At 71.3% G+C, this 19288-nt stretch carries 14 protein-coding genes and 1 pseudogene; 12 read left to right on the top strand and 3 right to left on the bottom strand.

Features of this window, described 5'->3' with window-relative positions:
* The first annotated feature begins 33 nt into the window (after nucleotides 1-33).
* The 8 genes and pseudogenes from ABWK59_RS15690 (at nucleotide 34) to ABWK59_RS15725 (ending at nucleotide 7622) form a co-directional block, all read left to right on the top strand.
* Nucleotides 34-732, top strand: coding sequence for a hypothetical protein (locus ABWK59_RS15690; protein WP_354641201.1), 699 nt, complete (start codon nucleotides 34-36; stop codon nucleotides 730-732).
* A 199-nt stretch (nucleotides 733-931) separates the two neighbouring features.
* Nucleotides 932-2599 carry a hypothetical protein gene (locus ABWK59_RS15695; RefSeq protein ID WP_354641202.1) on the top strand — a complete coding sequence of 556 codons (1668 nt, stop codon included), beginning with the start codon at nucleotides 932-934 and terminating at the stop codon, nucleotides 2597-2599.
* A 139-nt stretch (nucleotides 2600-2738) separates the two neighbouring features.
* Nucleotides 2739-4235 (top strand): hypothetical protein, encoded by a 1497-nt coding sequence (locus ABWK59_RS15700; RefSeq protein WP_354641203.1) that lies wholly within the window; start codon nucleotides 2739-2741, stop codon nucleotides 4233-4235.
* Between the two features lie 111 nt (nucleotides 4236-4346).
* Nucleotides 4347-5906: pseudogene (gene lysX, locus ABWK59_RS15705) on the top strand (bifunctional lysylphosphatidylglycerol synthetase/lysine--tRNA ligase LysX); the annotation flags it as partial.
* A 4-nt stretch (nucleotides 5907-5910) separates the two neighbouring features.
* Nucleotides 5911-6063: a hypothetical protein gene (locus ABWK59_RS15710; RefSeq protein WP_354641205.1), complete on the top strand. Its 153-nt coding sequence runs from the start codon at nucleotides 5911-5913 to the stop codon at nucleotides 6061-6063.
* 104 nt (nucleotides 6064-6167) lie between these two features.
* Nucleotides 6168-6605 (top strand): BlaI/MecI/CopY family transcriptional regulator, encoded by a 438-nt coding sequence (locus ABWK59_RS15715; RefSeq protein ID WP_354641206.1) that lies wholly within the window; start codon nucleotides 6168-6170, stop codon nucleotides 6603-6605.
* A gap of 9 nt (nucleotides 6606-6614) precedes the next feature.
* Entirely contained in the window at nucleotides 6615-7142 is a 528-nt protein-coding gene (locus tag ABWK59_RS15720; RefSeq protein WP_354641207.1) for an amino-acid N-acetyltransferase, read from the top strand.
* Between the two features lie 117 nt (nucleotides 7143-7259).
* Entirely contained in the window at nucleotides 7260-7622 is a 363-nt protein-coding gene (locus tag ABWK59_RS15725; protein WP_354641208.1) for a histone-like nucleoid-structuring protein Lsr2, read from the top strand.
* 14 nt (nucleotides 7623-7636) lie between these two features.
* Here ABWK59_RS15725 and ABWK59_RS15730 read toward each other — a convergent pair whose 3' ends face one another.
* Nucleotides 7637-8086, bottom strand: a complete 450-nt coding sequence (locus tag ABWK59_RS15730) for a hypothetical protein (RefSeq protein ID WP_354641209.1) — start codon at nucleotides 8084-8086, stop codon at nucleotides 7637-7639.
* Between the two features lie 578 nt (nucleotides 8087-8664).
* Between ABWK59_RS15730 and ABWK59_RS15735 the strand changes: the two genes are divergently transcribed.
* The gene (locus tag ABWK59_RS15735; protein ID WP_354641210.1) at nucleotides 8665-11181 is read left to right on the top strand and encodes an ATP-dependent Clp protease ATP-binding subunit; all 2517 of its coding nucleotides are present in this window, start codon (nucleotides 8665-8667) and stop codon (nucleotides 11179-11181) included.
* A gap of 410 nt (nucleotides 11182-11591) precedes the next feature.
* Nucleotides 11592-13895 carry an immune inhibitor A domain-containing protein gene (locus ABWK59_RS15740; protein WP_420492923.1) on the top strand — a complete coding sequence of 768 codons (2304 nt, stop codon included), beginning with the start codon at nucleotides 11592-11594 and terminating at the stop codon, nucleotides 13893-13895.
* Nucleotides 13896-14036: 141 nt separating this feature from the next.
* On the opposite strand, the gene ABWK59_RS15745 is transcribed toward ABWK59_RS15740, so the two are convergent.
* A complete protein-coding gene (locus tag ABWK59_RS15745) occupies nucleotides 14037-15236 on the bottom strand; it encodes a threonine aldolase family protein (RefSeq protein ID WP_354641211.1) in 1200 nt (399 codons plus the stop codon).
* 377 nt (nucleotides 15237-15613) lie between these two features.
* Here ABWK59_RS15745 and ABWK59_RS15750 point away from each other — a divergent pair, with 377 nt between their 5' ends.
* Nucleotides 15614-16672: a M23 family metallopeptidase gene (locus ABWK59_RS15750; protein WP_354641212.1), complete on the top strand. Its 1059-nt coding sequence runs from the start codon at nucleotides 15614-15616 to the stop codon at nucleotides 16670-16672.
* 150 nt (nucleotides 16673-16822) lie between these two features.
* Here ABWK59_RS15750 and ABWK59_RS15755 read toward each other — a convergent pair whose 3' ends face one another.
* Complete coding sequence (locus tag ABWK59_RS15755; RefSeq protein WP_354641213.1) at nucleotides 16823-17392, bottom strand: TetR/AcrR family transcriptional regulator; 570 nt, start codon at nucleotides 17390-17392, stop codon at nucleotides 16823-16825.
* Nucleotides 17393-17600: 208 nt separating this feature from the next.
* Between ABWK59_RS15755 and ABWK59_RS15760 the strand changes: the two genes are divergently transcribed.
* Nucleotides 17601-19184 (top strand): MDR family MFS transporter, encoded by a 1584-nt coding sequence (locus tag ABWK59_RS15760; protein ID WP_420492786.1) that lies wholly within the window; start codon nucleotides 17601-17603, stop codon nucleotides 19182-19184.
* Nucleotides 19185-19288: the final 104 nt, after the last annotated feature.

Below are 19288 nucleotides of genomic sequence, written 5' to 3' on the forward strand. Positions count from 1 at the left end.
ACAAATCGGACGCATGCCACGTACTGTCATGCCATGCCTACGCCACACGGATCGCGCGGCGGCATGGCTTTCAGCGCCGACGAAGTCCGCGTGCTGCGCCGCGCCCTCGCCCAAGCCCTCTACCCGACCCTCGCCGGTCACCCGCACGCCTCCGGGCCGACCGCCGAGTTGTGGGCGGAGGACGTCCAGGACGCCCTGCGGCTCACCGAGGCCATCGACGAGGCCGCCTCGGAGGGCGGCCGGCTGCGGATGTTCCTGCTCGCCGACCTGGTCCGCTACCGGTCCGCCCTGCCCGGCGGCGCCGCCGGCTACCTGGACCGCTTGGAGGAGGCCGTCACCGACGGCTACCTGCCCACGCCCGAGGACCTCTCCGCCCTGCGGTCGCTGTCGCGGCTGCCGTGCGGGGCCGCCGAGCGGTCCCGGAGGTCCCGGCTGGCCGGCCGCTGCCACGCCCTGGCCGAGGCCGAGGTCCGCGAACGGCTCTCGCTCACCTCGGGCCAGCGCCACCTCGCCGCGGTACCGAGCCCAGCCCCCGAACCCACCCCAGTTGGAGGACGGATCCCGATGAGCACCCAGAAGCCCGAACCCCCCACCGGCCGCCCCCAGCAGCACCGCATGCCCACCCCCGCCGAGCTCTTCGGCCGCCGCCCCAAGCCCGCCCCCAAGCCGCAGGCCCAGCCGCAGCCCCCCACCGAGGACGAGGACACCGAGCTCGCCACCGGCACGGGCTGACCTGCCCTCACCCTCCCCCGGACCCCCGAGGTGTCGACAAAGTGACGACACCTCGGGGGTTCGCTGATCACGGGTTCACAACATCTCCGATCCATACGAACGTTCCTGTCCCGAACTGTCCGAAATCCCTCCCCCTGACTGTCCGAGAACTCACCTAGGGTCAGCGCGCCAAGCCCAGAACGACGCCCCCGGGGGGATCATGCGCGCCCCGCGCTCCCGTGCACTCGCCGCACCCATCGCCATCGCCGCCCTGATCACCACCGGCGCCACCCTGCCGGCCCACGCCGACACGGCATCGAACACCTTCGGTTCCGAGTCGGTCCTGGCCCTGGAGCCTGCTCCCGCCAACGGTGATGCCACCACTGCGGAGCTGCAGCTCAAGGTCACCCGTGGCGCCGGCGCGCCGGAGCCGAAGAGCCTGAACCTGACCGTCGACTACTCCGGCGTGAAGGAGTTCGCGACCTTCGGCGGCGCCGTGGGCCGGGGCGGGCAGTGCTCGGAGACCGGATCGGTCGCCACCTGCGCTCCCGAACTCGTCTGGACCGCCGGCTGGGACACGGCCAGCACGGGCCTGAAGTTCACTCCCCGCAAGGGCGCCGCCGCAGGCACCAGCGGGAAGGTCCGGATCAAGCAGACCTGGGAGAACGGGACCTCCACCGAGACCGAGGCGACCGTCATGGTGGGCGGCACGCGCATCGAGGTGGCCGGCTTCGACGGACAGGACGGGCTCAAGCCCGGCGCCACCGTCAGCCGCAGCCTCACCCTCACCAACAAGGGCCAGATCGCCGCGCCCAAGCTGGTCCTGGCCTTCCAGGTCGGCACCGGGCTCCAGTTCAAGCAGCGGTTCGCCAACTGCGAGTACGGCGATCGGCTCCAGGACGGATCGCCCGTCCAGCACGTGGCGATCTGCACCGTCAACAGCGCACTCGCGCCGGGCGAGACCGTGCACCTCAAGCCGATCGAGTTCACGGTCGAGCCCTCCGCGCTGCACGACATCGTCGACCTCAACGTGGCTCCGAACGACGGCCCGGACGCCTGGCTCCGCAGGGAGGCCGACCTGAAGCCCGGCGGGGGGACCACCCGGCTCGTCCTGGCCGACAAGCCGGAGTCCGGCGTGCCGACCGGCACCCCGGTCGCCGACCTGAACAACACCCGGGGCGGATACGCGAGCGTCGACTTCGGCACGGTCAACACGGCCGACTACACCGCCGTCGGGCAGTGGAAGCCGAACGCCGGCGGCACCTCCGGCGTCCTCACCGCCGGCCTGTGGAACCAGGGCCCGGCCTCGATCAACGACTTCCGCAGCGGTGGCGAGGGCGTCGTGTACGTCGACGTGGCCCTCCCGAAGGGAGCCTCGCTCGACGGCGCCGCCCCGAAGGACTGCCAGATCCGTCCCGGCGGCCACTACTCCTGTGGGACCGGTCTGTGGGTGCCCAGCGGCGTCCGGAAGACCTTCGACTTCAAGCTGAAGCTCGCCGGCGAGGGCACCGCCGCCATCGTGCTGCACAACTTCAGCAGCTACATGGAGAACCGCCCGGGGGCCGACCTCCGCTTCGACCCCGTCCCGGCGAACAACGCGACCTCCGTCGCCCTCGGGGCGAAGGAGGCCGGCAACCTGCCGACCGCGTCGCCCAAGCCGACCGCGGGCGGAACGGCCACCACCGGCGGCACCGCGACCGGCCCCGCCACCACGGCGGCCACCCCCGCCGCCTCGCAGAGCAGCGCCGGGACCGGCGCCGGCGGCAACCTCGCCAGCACCGGGTCGTCCGGGCTCGGGCTGACGGCCGGGGTCGGGGCCGCTGCGGTCGTGGCGGGCGGTCTGCTGTTCCTGGTCGCCCGCCGCCGGAAGGCCGGCTCGCACCAGTAGGCGCCGGTCGGAGGGGGAGGCCGTGCCGCGGCCTCCCCCTCCGGCTGTGACGGGTACGAAAACCCCGCGCGGACGGGGCTCCCGGGGCCTAGAGTCTCGTCGGCTCGCACGAGCCGACCGGACGAACCAGGGGGGTTCCATGCGTCTCGAACGCCGTACCGCACAGCTCGCCACCACCGTCCTCGCCACCGCGGTCACCGCCGTGACCTTCGGTGTCGCCGCCGGGCCCGCGCAGGCGGCCGGCGGCGCCCTGCGGGTTCAGGGCCCCGCCTTCCTCGCGCTCGACTTGGACCGCCCGGCAGAGCAGGGCCCGCAGCAGCTGATGCTGGACGTCCGGGTGGCCGAGGGCGCCGGGCGGAAGGCCCACGTCAGCATCGACCTCGCCGCCCTGCAGGGCCTCGCCGAGGTCGGCACCGTCAGCACCAGCACCCCCTGGGCCACCTGCGCCACGCAGGCCACCACCGTCGAGTGCGACCTGACCGCGGAGACCTACTCCCGGTACGTGTTCGTCCCGCTCTCGCCCGCCGCGGGCGCGCCGTTGGGCAGGACGGCCACCGTGCACACCACGGCCACCGCCGAGGACGGCACCACCGCGGGCCTGGACACCACCGTCGCGCTGGGCGGCACCCGGCTGACCCCCGCGGAGCCGCACCTGCCCGAGGACCTCGGCGCCGGCGACACCTGGTCGCCGCGCCTGGAGATCGCCAACCGCGGGCAGCTCGCCGCGCCCCGCCTCGTGGTGGCCTTCACCGGCAACGCCGGCTACTCCTTCGCCCAGCGCTTCGCCAACTGCGAGTACGGCACCCCGGCCGCCCCGCAGGCCCCGGGCCCCGCCGACACCGCCGTGCTGTGCACCGTCGACTCGGAGCTCGCCCCGGGCGAGACCGCCGCGCTCGACCCGGTCACCCTGCGGATCGCCCCCGACGCCTTCATCGTGACCGGGGACATCACCGTCCGCCCGGACGCCTACCCGGCGGACTCCTGGATCCGGACCCACTACACCTTCACCCCCGGCCCGGCCAACGCCCCCCGGCTGACCGCCGGCCGTCCCGAGCGGCCCGCCCCGGCGGGCGACCGGGTCGGCGACCTGGGCTGGGACGGGCAGGGCACCACCAGCCTGGACGGCATCGTCCGCAACACCGCCGACTTCCGGGCCCTGGCCGCCTGGGCGCCGGACGCCGGCGGGACGGGCGGCCGGCTCACCGTCGGCCTGCGCAACAAGGGCCCGGCCGGCATCTACTTCGGCCGCTCCGGCAACGACCCGGCCGACGTCCAGCTGAGCCTGCCCAAGGAGGTCAGGGTCACCTCCGTCCCGGCCGGCTGCTACCGGCAGACCTGGCTGGAGACCGACACCGCGCTCTACCTGTGCGCCACCGCCTCCTGGATCCCGGCCGGCTACCGGGCCGGGTTCGAGTTCGGGCTGGAGACGGACACCACGGCGAAGCTTCCGGCCGTCGTCCGCGCGTACAACGACGCCGGGACGGACGACCAGGGCCGGCCGGTCCCGTACCTGCGCTGGGACCCGAAGCCGAAGAACGACAGCGTGACCCGGCGGCTGGGCACCGAGCCCACCGGCACCACCGCCGAGGCCGCCGAGGCCGCCGAGGCACCGGAGGCCGGGGGCCCCACCGGCTGAGCGGGCCGAGTGGGCGGCGGGCCGCGGGGAGTCGGGCGACTTCCCGCGGGCCGTCGGATAACCCGTGGCGGGCCGCGCCGTGAGGCTGGCTACCCTTGTGGGGTGAGCGATCAGAGCAGCGTCCCCCAGGCCGACGACCTTCCCGAGCAGATGCGCGTCCGGCGCGAGAAGCTGGACCGGCTCCGGGCGGCCGGCATCGACCCGTACCCGGTCGGTTTCCCCCGCACCTCCACCATCGCCGACCTGCGCGCCAAGCACCCCGACCTGGAGCCGGACACCGCGACCGGCGAGCGGGTCGGCATCACCGGCCGCGTGATCCTGGCCCGCACCGGCGGCAAGCTCTGCTTCGCCACCCTGCGGGACGGCTCCGGCGACCTCCAGGTGATGCTCTCCCTGGACAAGCTGGGCGAGGAGCGGCTGGGCGCCTGGAAGACCGACATCGACCTGGGCGACCAGGTGGGCGTCGAGGGCGAGGTGATCACCTCCCGCCGCGGCGAGCTGAGCGTGATGGTGGACCGCTGGGAGCTCACCGCCAAGTGCCTGCGCCCGCTGCCGGACAAGCACAAGGGCCTGACCGACCCGGAGGCCCGGGTCCGCCAGCGGTACGTGGACCTGATCGTGAACCCCGAGGCGCGCGAGATGCTCCAGCTGCGCACCAAGGTGATCCGCTCGATCCGCCGCACCTACGAGGACCGCGGCTACCTCGAGGTCGAGACCCCGATGCTGCAGCCGATCCACGGCGGCGCCAACGCGCGTCCGTTCAAGACGCACATCAACGCCTACGACATCGAGCTCTACCTGCGCATCGCCACCGAGCTCTACCTCAAGCGCCTGGTGGTCGGCGGCGCCGAGAAGGTCTTCGAGATCAACCGGAACTTCCGCAACGAGGGCGCCGACGCGACCCACAACCCGGAGTTCACCGCGCTGGAGTCGTACGAGGCCTACGGCGACTACGACACCCAGGCCGAGCTGATCCGGGCGATCATCGTCAACGCCGCCCGGGACGCCCTCGGCACCACGGTGGTCAGGGGCCTCGGCCCGGACGGCCAGGAGCACGAGATCGACCTGGCCGAGCCCTGGGAGGAGGTGTCGGTCTACCCCGGCATCTCCGCCCGCCTGGGCGTCGAGGTCACTCCGGAGACCTCCGTGGAGGAGCTCCGCGCGCTCGCCGACGGGGCGGGCGTGCCGTGGGAGAAGGAGTGGGGCCACGGCCAGATCGTCCTGGAGATGATCGAGCGCCTGCTGGAGCACCACGCGATCCGGCCGACCTTCATCAAGGACTACCCGACCGAGGTCTCCCCGCTGACCCGCCAGCACCGCTCGATCGCGGGCGTGGCCGAGAAGTGGGACCTGGTGATCTTCGGGACCGAGATCGGCACCGCCTACTCCGAGCTGATCGACCCGGTCGAGCAGCGCGCCCGCCTCACCGCCCAGTCGCTGCTGGCCGCCGGCGGCGACGTCGAGGCGATGCAGCTGGACGAGGACTTCCTGCGCGCCCTGGAGTACGCGATGCCGCCCACCGGCGGCCTCGGCCTCGGCGTGGACCGCCTGATCATGCTGCTCACCGGCAAGAACATCCGCGAGACCGTGCTCTTCCCGCTGGTGAAGCCGGAGGCGAAGCAGAGCGCGGCGGAGAAGTCCGCGGACGCCGCCACCACCGAGGAGGAGTGACCTGATGGACTACGTCAGCGCGATCGTCCCGCCGCTCGTCATGGCGATCGGTTTCGGATTCCTGGTGCGGGCGATCATCCGCAGCCAGGGCGGTGCGCAGAAGGCCAAGGAGGACGCCGCCGCCGAGGCGATGGCGGCCCGTTCCGCGGCCGAATAACGGCGTCTCCACCGGCGCGTCGCCACCCCTTCCCGGGGCGGCGGCGCGCCGGTTTGTTTACCGATGACGGCGTTTGTCCGTATCGGCCCTATCCTGGCCGCACTATGGTGCGGCCACTCGGAGAACTAGAGAACGACATCATGACCCGGGTGTGGCAGTGGAACCGCCCGGTCACGGTTCGCGAGGTTCTGGAGGATCTGCGGTCGGAACGCGATATCGCGTACACGACGGTGATGACGGTGCTGGACAAGCTCCACAGAAAGGGCTGGCTCCGCCGCGAGCAGGTCGGCCGGGCCTATCGATATGAGCCGGTCTCCTCGCGCGAGGCATACACCGCCGCGCTGATGAACGAGGCGTGGGCGACCAGTGACAATCCGGCGGCCGCGCTGGTGCACTTCTTCGGGCTGATGTCCCCCGAGCAGCGCGAGGCACTGAGGGACGCACTCCGGGTGGCCGCCGTGCTGCCCGCGGAACCGGAACCGGAATCCGGGGATTCGCCCGGCGGTGGAACCGGGGAGACCGGCGGCGCCCCGGCACGATAACGTCCCGCCATGGAGGTCACCATCCGCCGGGCGCGGACCACGGACGTTCGGGCGGTGCGCCGCCTCATCGACGCGTACGCGCGGGACGGGATCCTGCTCGACAAGCCGACCGTCACCCTGTTCGAGGCGGTCCAGGAGTTCTGGGTCGCCGAGCGGGACGACAACGGAACGGTGGTGGCCTGCGGCGCCCTGCACGTGATGTGGGAGGACCTGGCGGAAGTCCGCACACTCGCGGTCGACCCGTCCTGCACGGGCCACGGCGTCGGACACCTGCTGCTGGAGAAGCTGCTGCAGACCGCGCGCTGGCTCGGCGTCCGTCGGATTTTCTGCTTGACGTTCGAGGTCGCCTTCTTCGCGAAACACGGCTTCGTGGAGATCGGCGAAAACGACGATCGTACGTCAGACCCGGCGGCGGTGGCAGGGGAAGTCTATGAAGAACTCCTGCGCTCGTACGATGAAGGAGTCGCGGAGTTCCTGGACCTGGAGCGGGTGAAGCCCAACACCCTGGGCAACTCACGGATGCTGCTACACCTCTGACGGCACCCTCCGGGGCTTGCCCGCACACCCCCGGGACCGGGCGGGGGTTTGTGTTTTCACAGAAAAGGCGGTTTCCTTTCCTCAGGCAATGAGGCGTTTACACGGAAAGGGAAGCCCGTGGCACAGAGGGTTCAGGTCATTCTGGAAGACGATCTCGACGGCGGCTCTGCGGACGAGACGGTGACGTTCGCGCTCGACGGCGTTGCCTACGAGATCGACCTGAAGAGCGACAACGCGGAGAAGCTCCGCGATCTGCTGGCCCCGTACGTCGAGAAGGGCCGCAAGCAGAGCGGCCGGCTCGCCGCCCCGCGGCGCAGTGGCAGCACCGGTGGCGGCCGCGGCGCCGGCCGCGCCTCCGCGGGCCAGCCGGACACCGCCAAGATCCGCAACTGGGCGAAGGAGAACGGCTACCAGGTCAACGACCGCGGCCGGGTCCCCAGCGACATCCGCGCGGCGTACGAGAAGGCCAACGCCTCCTGACCCGTCCCCGGGTCTCAGGGCGCCGGCGGGAGGCCGAGCAGGTCGCGCGCGCAGGCGTCCGCCAGGCAGTCGAGCAGGCGCAGCAGGTCGGGGGTGCGCAGGTCCAGTGCGGGCCCGCCCCCACCGGGTCGCAGCCAGACGGCCCGCCCGCCGGGCGGCCGCCGCTCGGGACGCGGGGGTCCGCCCTCCGCGTCCCGCGGCCGGGGCGTCCGCCCCGCGCCGGCCGGCCGTAGCCCGAGCCGGAGTCCGGCGCCCCAGCCGAGCCAGTCCAGCAGGTCGGGCACCAGGTCCGCGGTGTCGGGGGCGAGCAGGAAGGCGGCCAGCGGGCCGCGCCGCACCACCGGCCCGTACGGGCGTGCCAGCCGGTCCAGCCGGGCCAGCGCCGCCAGGGCGGTGCGCAGCCGCAGCTCGACCCGGTCGTGCCCGAGCAGGGCGGCGAGCGGGTCGGCGGGGCGTGCCTGCACACAGCACGGGCCGGCGGCCGGAACCCGGCCCGGCCCCACGAGCGGCGGAACACTCACGGGCTGTGCAACGCTGTAGGGGCGAAGCGGTAACGCGGCCGCACCCGCGGACCCCCGGCTGAGCCACCGTCACCCGGTGGTCGGGCCCGGGTTCCGGGCAGCCGCCCGACGGCCATCCGACGGCGCACCGGCAGCCGCCGGGGGCGGGGTCCCCGAGGCGGGGACTTCTCGCCAGGCGAACACCACCACCCCGGAAACCGCGCGAAACTCGCCGGAATACCGGGTATGAATGCAGGTGGACGGGGCCAGACCGCCCCGGCCGAAGCTGTTCGCGGGACCGGTCGCCTCTCGCCCGGCGGGCTCTGTTCGCCGATGGCGTAGCGGCATCTGGTGCATCAGGCCCAGCTGTGGGAACACCGTCTCCCAGCATCAGGTTGGGAAAGGTGTCGGCTGGTCGCGCAGCATGTTGCTCCCGCGCACGTGGGAGTTCCGTAGCCGCGCCGCTGAGCGGGACTAGCATGCGGAAGGACAGGGCGGGGACGGACCCCGAACTGACCGACCGCTCTGAGGAGCGATTAACGATGTTCGAGAGGTTCACCGACCGCGCGCGGCGGGTTGTCGTCCTGGCTCAGGAAGAAGCCCGGATGCTCAACCACAACTACATCGGCACCGAGCACATTCTCCTGGGCCTGATCCACGAGGGCGAGGGTGTCGCCGCCAAGGCGCTGGAGAGCCTCGGGATCTCGCTCGAGGCGGTCCGCCAGCAGGTGGAGGAGATCATCGGCCAGGGCCAGCAGGCCCCGTCCGGCCACATCCCCTTCACCCCCCGGGCGAAGAAGGTCCTGGAGCTGTCGCTCCGCGAGGCCCTCCAGCTCGGCCACAACTACATCGGCACCGAGCACATCCTGCTGGGCCTGATCCGCGAGGGCGAGGGCGTCGCCGCCCAGGTCCTGGTGAAGCTGGGCGCCGATCTCAACCGGGTGCGGCAGCAGGTCATCCAGCTGCTCTCCGGTTACTCCGGCGGCGGCAAGGAGTCGGCCACGGCCGGCGGCCCCGCCGAGGGCACCCCGTCGACCTCGCTGGTCCTCGACCAGTTCGGCCGGAACCTGACCCAGGCCGCCCGCGAGGCCAAGCTCGACCCGGTGATCGGGCGCGAGAAGGAGATCGAGCGGGTCATGCAGGTGCTGTCCCGCCGCACCAAGAACAACCCGGTGCTGATCGGTGAGCCCGGCGTCGGCAAGACCGCCGTGGTGGAGGGCCTGGCCCAGGCGATCGTCAAGGGCGAGGTCCCGGAGACGCTGAAGGACAAGCAGCTCTACACCCTCGACCTGGGCGCCCTGGTCGCCGGTTCCCGGTACCGCGGTGACTTCGAGGAGCGCCTGAAGAAGGTGCTCAAGGAGATCCGCACCCGCGGCGACATCATCCTGTTCATCGACGAGCTGCACACCCTGGTCGGCGCGGGCGCCGCCGAGGGCGCGATCGACGCCGCCAGCATCCTCAAGCCGATGCTGGCCCGCGGCGAGCTGCAGACCATCGGTGCCACCACGCTGGACGAGTACCGCAAGCACCTGGAGAAGGACGCCGCGCTGGAGCGCCGCTTCCAGCCGATCCAGGTCGCCGAGCCGTCGCTGCCGCACACCATCGAGATCCTCAAGGGCCTGCGCGACCGGTACGAGGCGCACCACCGCGTCTCGATCACCGACGCCGCCCTGGTCGCCGCCGCCACCCTGGCCGACCGGTACATCTCGGACCGCTTCCTGCCGGACAAGGCGATCGACCTGATCGACGAGGCCGGTTCCCGGATGCGCATCCGCCGGATGACCGCGCCGCCGGACCTGCGCGAGTTCGACGAGAAGATCGCCGAGGTGCGCCGGGAGAAGGAGTCCGCGATCGACGCGCAGGACTTCGAGAAGGCGGCCGGCCTGCGCGACAGCGAGAAGCAGCTGCTGCAGGCGAAGGCCAAGCGGGAGAAGGAGTGGAAGGCCGGCGACATGGACGTCGTGGCCGAGGTGGACGAGGAGCTCATCGCCGAGGTCCTGGCCACCGCCACCGGCATCCCGGTCTTCAAGCTGACCGAGGAGGAGTCCTCCCGCCTGCTGCGCATGGAGGACGAGCTGCACAAGCGCGTCATCGGCCAGAAGGACGCCATCAAGGCGCTCTCGCAGGCCATCCGGCGTACCCGTGCGGGCCTCAAGGACCCGAAGCGCCCCGGTGGTTCGTTCATCTTCGCCGGTCCGTCCGGTGTCGGTAAGACCGAGCTGTCCAAGACGCTGGCGGAGTTCCTGTTCGGCGACGAGGACGCGCTGATCGCGCTCGACATGTCCGAGTTCTCCGAGAAGCACACCGTCTCCCGGCTGTTCGGCTCCCCGCCCGGGTACGTGGGCTACGAGGAGGGCGGCCAGCTCACCGAGAAGGTGCGCCGCAAGCCGTTCTCGGTCGTCCTCTTCGACGAGGTCGAGAAGGCCCACCCGGACATCTTCAACTCGCTGCTGCAGATCCTGGAGGACGGTCGCCTGACCGACTCCCAGGGCCGGGTCGTCGACTTCAAGAACACGGTCATCATCATGACCACCAACCTCGGCACCCGGGACATCTCCAAGGGCTTCAACCTGGGCTTCGCGGCCACCGGCGACACCGCCACCGGCTACGAGCGGATGAAGGCCAAGGTCGGCGAGGAGCTCAAGCAGCACTTCCGCCCCGAGTTCCTCAACCGTGTCGACGACATCGTGGTGTTCCACCAGCTGTCCGAGGACGACATCATCCAGATCGTCGACCTCATGATCGCCAAGGTGGACTCCCGCCTGCGTGACCGCGACATGGGCCTGGAGCTGAGCGTCGAGGCGAAGAAGCTGCTGGCGAAGAAGGGCTACGACCCGATCCTGGGCGCCCGCCCGCTCCGCCGGACGATCCAGCGCGAGATCGAGGACCACCTCTCCGAGAAGATCCTCTTCGGCGAGCTGCGCGCCGGCCACCTGGTGGTCGTCGGCACCGAGGGCGAGGGCAAGGAGGCCAAGTTCACCTTCCGCGGTGAGGAGAAGTCCCCGGTGGCGGACACTCCGGCGGCGGTGGGTACGGCCGGCCCGGATCTCACTAAGTAAATCTGTCGACAAAATAGACTGAGGCCTCGACTTCCCGTCGGGGCCTCGGTCCTTTTTGTCCGTCTTTTCTCGGGGGCTCTTCAGTTGAAAAACTGTTTACGCTTCCGTCGGCTGTGAATCGCGGCCGATCCGCACCCGAACGGGTGACCTCCGTCGCTCGTACGGGTGCGATGGAAGCCCAAGTTGCAGGCCAGATCGGTACTTTTGACTGACTATCAGGTCATCCAAGTTGCCGGAGGATAGCGGCGCACCATGTCCCGGTCAAGGTCTTTCTTTTTTAAGCACTGTTGGATCAAATGTCGTCCACCTGTCTTTCATTGGTTCGCCGGTGAGGCCATGAGCCGCGCCGGTAAGGGGAGGACGTCACCACGTTGAAGATATCCAAGAGGGCTGCCGCGGCCACCGCCACGATGGCGGTCGTCGCCGCGCTTGGTGCGGGCATGCTGCCCGGGACGGCCACCGCGGCTCCTGCCAACCCCGTTCCGCGGGACCCGGCCGACGCCGTCCAGTCGGTCAAGGTCGACCACAACATTCCCGGTCCGCTGACCGCGAAGGTCGAGGCGGAGCAGAAGGCCGCCGTCGAGCAGCTGGTCAACGGCACCGCGAAGATCGAGAAGCACGGCGCCAGCAGCGCGATCAAGCTGGGCCGCGACAAGTACGTCGAGCTCGCCCGCGAGCGCACGGACAAGATCTTCACCATCCTGGTCGAGTTCGGTGACCAGGTGGACAGCACCACCACCGGCCCTGACGGCAAGCCGAAGTACGGCGGCGAGCCCGGCCCGGCGCACAACAAGATCGCGGCTCCGGACCGCACCAAGGACAACTCGACCGCCTGGCAGGCCGACTACAACCAGCAGCACTTCCAGGACCTGTACTTCAGCAAGACCCAGGACTCGCTGAAGACGTACTACGAGCGCCAGTCCTCGGGCCGCTACTCGGTCGACGGCCAGGTCACCGACTGGGTGAAGGTGCCGTGGAACGAGGCCCGTTACGGCTCGAACTACTGCGGCCAGCACGTCTGCAACAACGCGCAGGACCTGATCCGCGACGGCATCAACGCCTGGGTCGCCGACCAGAAGGCCAAGGGCCAGTCGGACGAGCAGGTCAAGGCCACCATCGCGCAGTACGACCAGTGGGACCGGTACGACTTCGACCACGACGGCAACTTCAACGAGCCCGACGGTTACATCGACCACTTCCAGATCGTGCACGCCGGTGAGGACGAGTCGGCCGGCGGCGGCGCTCAGGGCACCAACGCGCTCTGGGCCCACCGTTCGTACGCCTACGGCAACCAGGCCGGCAAGCAGGGCCCGGACAACAACAAGCTCGGTGGCACCCCGGTGGGCGCCTCGGGCATCTGGGTCGGCGACTACACCATGCAGCCGGAGAACGGCGGCCTGGGCGTGTTCGCCCACGAGTACGGCCACGACCTCGGTCTGCCGGACCTCTACGACACCTCCGGCCAGGGCATCGACAACTCCGTCGGTTTCTGGTCGCTGATGTCCTCGGGTTCCTGGCTCGGTGAGGGCAAGGACTCGATCGGCGACAAGCCGAACGACCTGGACGTGTGGAGCAAGCTGCAGCTCGGCTGGCTCGACTACGACAAGGCCCAGGCCGGCAAGAGCTCCTTCCACCTGCTCGGCCCGGTGGAGTTCAACACCAAGCGCAAGCAGGCGCTGGTCGTCGACCTCCCGAAGAAGACCGTCACCACCGAGATCAACACCCCGTTCGCCGGTGGCAACGAGTGGTGGAGCGGCAGCGCTGACGACCTGAACGTCACGATGACGCGCGACCTCGACCTGACCGGGAAGACCTCGGCCAAGCTCACCGCCAAGGCCTGGTACGACCTGGAGACGGACTACGACTACGCGTACGCCGAGGTCTCGACCGACGGTGGCGCGAACTGGACCGCTCTGGCCGGTACCTTCAACGGCACCGCGCTCCCGGACAACGCCATCAACGGCACCTCCGGCGGCAACTGGGGCGACCTGGCCTTCCCGCTGGACGCCTACGCCGGCAAGGCCATCAAGGTCCGCTTCCACAACACCACCGACGGTGGCGTTCACATGAAGGGCCTGGCCCTCGACGAGATCGCCATCACCGCTGACGGCGCCACCGTCTTCACCGACGGTGCCGAGAGCGGCGACAACGGCTGGACCGCGACCGGGTTCTCCCGGATCTCCGGCAAGTTCTCGAAGGACTACGACCAGAAGTACCTGGTCGAGAACCGTCAGTACGTGTCCTACGACACCACGCTGAAGACCGGCCCGTACAACTTCGGCTTCAGCACCACCAAGCCCGGCTGGGTCGAGCACTACGCGAACCAGAACGGCATCCTGATCTGGCTGTGGGACTCCTCGCAGTCGGACAACAACGTCGCCAACCACCCGGGCCAGGGCCTCGCCATCCCGGTGGACTCCCACCCGAACACCCTGAAGTGGGCGGACGGCACCCTGATGCGTCCGCGCGTCCAGGGCTACGACTCCACCTTCGGCTTCGAGCGCACCGACGCCCTGAAGCTGCACAAGGCCGACGTCGAGACCAAGATCCCGAGCGCCAAGGGCGTCACGGTCTTCGACGACCGGAAGTCCTACTGGACCGAGGAGAACAAGTACAGCAGCGTGAAGGTGCCCAACACCGGCACGCAGATCGAGGTCCTGTGGCAGAGCTGGAACCAGCTCGAGGCCCTGGTCCGCGTCAAGCCGGTGAAGTGACCTCGCGTCACCTGACCGTCTAGGCAGGTTCGGTGGCCCCCGGCACTCGGTGCCGGGGGCCACTGGCGTTCCCGCCCGGGTGTGCGGGCGGGTTTCCGGGCGCACCGGTGACCATCGGTGGCCATCGGTGGCCATCGGTGGTCACAGCAGGGCCAGCAGGGCGGTGCCGGCCTCGGTGACCTCCTTCGGGGTCCAGTCGAGGGCGGGGCCGGCCACGGTCACCTCGGTCATCGACCAGCCGGGCGGCAGGCCGGGATCGGTCCAGGTGCCGAACAGGGCGATCCCCTCCTCCTCGGCCAGCCGGAGGCCGGCGCGGTCCAGGGCCTCGGCCGGGTGGGGCAGCCAGAGCTGGAACTGGTGGGTGTGCGGGGGCGCCGGGTTGATCCGGGCGCCGGGCAGCTCGGCGAGGGCCTCCGCGACCGTCCGGGCGTGCGTCACATAGTCATCCAGTCGCGGCAGTTCGCGGTCCAGGCCGGCCAGCGCGGAGAGCACGGCCGGCCACTGCTGGAACAGCTGGCCGCCGTAGCGGTGCCGCCAGGCCCTGACCCCGCGGACGAACCCCTCGTCGCCCGCCACCAGGGCGCCGCTGACCGCGCCCAGCGACTTGTAGCAGGAGACGTAGACCGAGTCGAACAGCGCGGCGATGTCGGCCGGCGGGCGCCCGAAGTGCGGTGCGGATTCCCACAGTCGGGCGCCGTCCAGGTGCAGGCGGGCGCCGCGCTCCCGGGCCGCCGCGACCGTGGCGGTCAGCTCCTCCCAGGTGGGCAGGACGAACCCCGCCTCACGGAGCGGGAGTTCCAGCATCAGGGTGCCGAACTCCTCGTCCAGCGAGCGGACTTCCTCGGCGGTGGGCAGCCGCGGCGCGGTGGTCGGCCAGACCGCGCGCAGGCCGCTGAGCCGAGAGTAGGCGCGCCGCTCGTGTCGCTCGGGGTGGGCGAGCGGGTGCATGGCCACCGTGCGGCCGCCGTCGAGGTCCGCCCAGTGCTGCAGGGCGGCCTGTTGGGCCATGGTGCCGGTGGGGAAGTAGGCGGCGTCCGCCGTGCCGAGCAGCGCGGCGACCCGCCGCTCCAGCACCCGGACCGGGCCGTCGCCGTACTGGTCGGGGCGCCCGTCCAGGAGGAGGTCGAGGTCGAGGTCGTCGCCGGGGCCGGCGGGCGCGATGGGGCTGGTGGCGGCTGCGGGGTCGGGGGTGCCGAGCGCTGCCAGGGCGGCCAGCCGTTCGCGGACGGTCTGCGGCCGGGGGCCGGAGAGCAGTCGTTCGGCGGTGCGGCGGGCGGTGAACCAGCGCGCCCGGTGCTCGTCCGCGGAGAGGGCGTCCGCGCGGTCACGGGAAGTGTCCATCCGCCGATCATCCCCGAGCGGGAACCGAAGTTCGAGGCCGTTACCGGCCTTCGGAGGCGGGGGTTGAACCGGACAGAACCCGGGTGAACCCGTGCATTCCGGTGGCGATGCTCACAGGCCCCAGGGGTTGTACGAAGCCCGGTAGTAGACCACCGCGGAACCTCCCCCCGCCCCGGGCCCGCGCGGCTGGGCGGCTGGCGGCCGGCCGGAGCCCGCCGGGCCCGGCGCGAGGGGCGGACGCACTACGCACCGTCGTACGTCACACCGTTTGGGCCCGGTCCGGGCGGCCGTTTACACCTGACGAGTCCCCCCGGCACCACCGCGAGGCCCTCCGGCCCGCACGGGTGCCACCCCCGTCAGCGAGGTCCGTTCACCGCATGCGTTCCATCCCCAGCGCCGGCCGCCGACTCCTCCAGGCGATCGCCTCCTCCCAGCACGTCCGCGCCGCCGCCGGCGGCTCCGCCCGGCTCCCCTTCGCACCGCTGCCGCGTGCCGGTGCCCTGGCCGCCGGCCTCCGGAAGACCCCGGCCACCGCGGCCTGGGGCGGCGCCGCCCTGCTGGCCGTCGGCGCGCTGATGCTGCCGGGCGGCCACGCCGCGGCCCAGACCGTGCACCCGACCACCCCGGGCAGCTCGGCCTTCACCGTCGAGGCGGCCGACCTGGGGCAGCCGGGCGTGGTGCAGATCGGCGAGCCGACCTCGTACCGGGTGCCGGCCTCGGACTCCACCCAGCACGCGGTCGCGGTGGCGACCAACCTGGCCCCGGCCCAGGCCGACGCCGCGAGCGGTGACGGCGACCAGCGGGCCGCCCGTGACTCCGAGCGCGCCGAGCTGCCGGCGGCCGAGGCCCCCGCGCCCGCGCCCGCCGCCGAGGCCGCTCCGGCTCCGGCTCCGGCCCCCGCCGAGGCTGCTGCGCCCGCCGCCGCCCCGGCCCCGGCTCCGGCCCCTGCGCCCGCCCCCGCCCCGGCTCCGGCGCCCGCTCCGGCGCCCGCTCCGGCTCCGGCTCCGGCTCCGGCTCCGGCGAAGGTCTCCTGGTCCTCCCCCGCCCCGGGCGCGAGCATCAGCAACCCGTACCACAAGACCAACGCGTCGTACGCGGCCGGCTACCACACCGGCACCGACTTCGCGGTCTCCGTGGGCACCCCGCTGCTCGCCGTGGCCGACGCCACCGTGGTCTCGGCCGGCCCCGCCGGCGCCTACGGCAACGAGATCGTGCTCAAGCTGCCGGACGGCCGCTTCGCCCAGTACGCCCACATGTCGCAGCTCGCGGTGAAGGCCGGCCAGAAGGTGACGGCCGGGCAGCAGATCGGCAAGTCCGGCAACACCGGCAACTCGACCGGCCCGCACCTGCACTTCGAGATCCGCACCGCCAACAAGTACGCCGCCGTGATCGACCCGATCGGGTACCTGAAGGGCCACGGCGCGGCCAACTTCTGAGCGGACTGACCTCCGGCGCAGCGGAACGGGACACCGGGCCGCCTCCAGCCCTCCACGGGCCGGGGGCGGCCCGTACCGTTCGCACGGCGGGTGGCCGGGTCAGATGCCGGCCAGGTGCCGCCAGGTGGGGTCAGACGGGGGCGGGAGGGGTCAGGCGGGGGCGGGGGTTATCCGGGCGGAGATCTCCAGGGCGACGTCCAGTGCGGCCGCCATCGCCTCCTCCAGGGTGGCGACCCGCGGGCCGGTGGACTCCCGGTCGGGCTCGACCTCGCCGTAGACGTCCTGCTTCAGCAGGAACAGCGCCGAGTTGATGGAGAACAGCGCCACGGCGGCCCGCAGCCGGTCGTGGAAGTCGGCGTCCGGCCCGTGCACCAGGCGGACCATCGCCACCATGCGGTCCTTGAACTCCAGGCCCGCCTGGGACTCCCGGAGGGCCGGCTGGTTCTCGTGGAAGAAGCGCAGCAGCGGTGCCCTTTCGGCCATCCCCGCGGCGAACCTCCGGACCAGTTCGTCGCGCAGCTCGGGTGACCAGGGCTTGCCGCGGCCGTACTCGATGGTCTCGTCGATCGGGGCCGACATGCTCTGCACGATGCCGCGGACGATGTCGTCCTTGGTCTTGAAGTGGTAGTAGAGCGCGGCCTTGGTGACGCCGAGTCGGTCGGCGATCTCCCGGAGCGAGGTCTTCTCGTACCCCTGGGCGGCGAAGAGTTCCAATGCCACGTCGAGGATCCGCGCGCGCGTGTCGCTACGGGGGCTCTGCGTCCTACTCATGGCGTGCATTCTCCCTGCCCGTGGGGCCTGAGCCGAAACCGGCTTGACGCCCGGCTAGGGAACAACTTACCGTGCGACCGCGACAGTGCACTAGCCGGTCGTCAAGTAAGTGAGCCGCGGGGAGCCCGCGGCCAGCAGGGCCAGGGGAGAACGGACCATGTCACAACAGCAGGTCGGAGCAGCGGAGGACGCCTCCGCAGCCCCGGGAGGACCGGGGAGCGAGCCGGAGCCGCGGTCGCCCCGCGAGATCCGGCTGGTGATGATCGGGCTGGTGATCGCCATGCTGCTGGCGATGCTGGACAACCTGATCATCGGCACCGCCATGCCCACCATCGTCGGCGAGCTGCACGGCTCCGAGCACATGGCCTGGGTGGTCACCGCGTACACCCTGGCCACCGCGGTCTCCACCCCGATCTGGGGCAAGCTGGGTGACCTGTACGGCCGCAAGGGCACCTTCCTGATCTCCATCGCGATCTTCCTGGTCGGCTCGGCGCTCTGCGGCCTCTCCGACTCGATGACCCAGCTGATCGTCTTCCGCGCGCTGCAGGGCCTGGGCGCCGGCGGTCTGATGGTCGGCGTGATGTCCATCATGGGCGCGCTGGTCCCGCCGCGGGACCGCGGCAAGTACCAGGGCATGTTCGCCGCCGTGATGGCCCTGGCCACCGTCGGCGGCCCGCTGATCGGCGGCTTCCTCACCGATCACCTCAGCTGGCGCTGGACGTTCTACGTCAACCTGCCGCTGGGCGCCGTGGCGCTCGCGTTCATCGTGGTCACCCTGAAGCTGCCGAAGTACCGCTCCACCGCCCGGATCGACTACGCGGGCGCGGCCCTGCTGACCGCGGGCATCACCTCGCTGGTCCTGATCACGACCTGGGGCGGCCAGGAGTACGACTGGGACTCCAAGCAGATCCTCGGCCTGGGCGCGCTCGCGATCGCCTCGCTGATCGGCTTCTGCTACGTCGAGCAGAAGGCCGACGAGCCGGTGATCCCGCTCGGCCTGTTCCGCATCCGCAACTTCACCCTGGTCTCGGTGATCGGCTTCATCGTCGGCTTCGCGATGTTCGGCGCGGTCGCGTACCTGCCGCTCTACCAGCAGATCGTGCAGGGCGCCTCGGCCACCAACTCCGGCCTGCTGCTGATGCCGATGATGTTCGGCATGCTGGCGGTCTCGCTGGTGGTCGGCCAGGCGGTCACCAAGACCGGCAAGTACCGGATCTTCCCGATCATCGGCACCGCGGTCATGGCGGGCGGCTCGCTGCTGCTCTCCACCCTCGGCACGGACACCAGCCGGTTCACCTCGGCCTGCTACATGGTGGTGCTCGGCGCCGGCATGGGCTTCCTGATGCAGATCACCATGCTGGTCGCCCAGAACAGCGTGGAGCTCAAGGACATGGGCGTGGCCTCCTCCTCGGCCACCCTGTTCCGCACCATCGGCGGCTCGTTCGGTGTGGCGCTGTTCGGCGCGCTGTTCAACAACCGGGTCAGCGACACCATGGCCCAGCTCGGCGGCGGCGCTCCGGCCGGCGGCGGCCAGCTGGACCCGACCCGGCTGAAGTCCCTGGACCCGAAGGTCCAGGAGGTGGCCCACCAGGCCGTCTCCAACGGCATGCACACGGTGTTCCTGTGGGGCGCCGTGGTCAGCGTGGTGGCCATCGCGGCGGCGGTGTTCCTGCGCGAGGTTCCGCTGCGCGGCGGCGGCCAGGCCGACGACAAGGCTCCGCAGGAGCCGGTCGCGGCCTGAGGCCCGGCGCGGGTGCCGGTACCGACACACGGAGGCCCTCCGGACGCGGGATGCGTCCGGAGGGCCTCCGGCGTTCTGCGGCGTGCTCCTGTGCCTCTAGTGCC

The sequence above is a fragment of the Kitasatospora sp. HUAS MG31 genome (assembly GCF_040571325.1).
Taxonomy (GTDB): domain Bacteria; phylum Actinomycetota; class Actinomycetes; order Streptomycetales; family Streptomycetaceae; genus Kitasatospora; species Kitasatospora camelliae.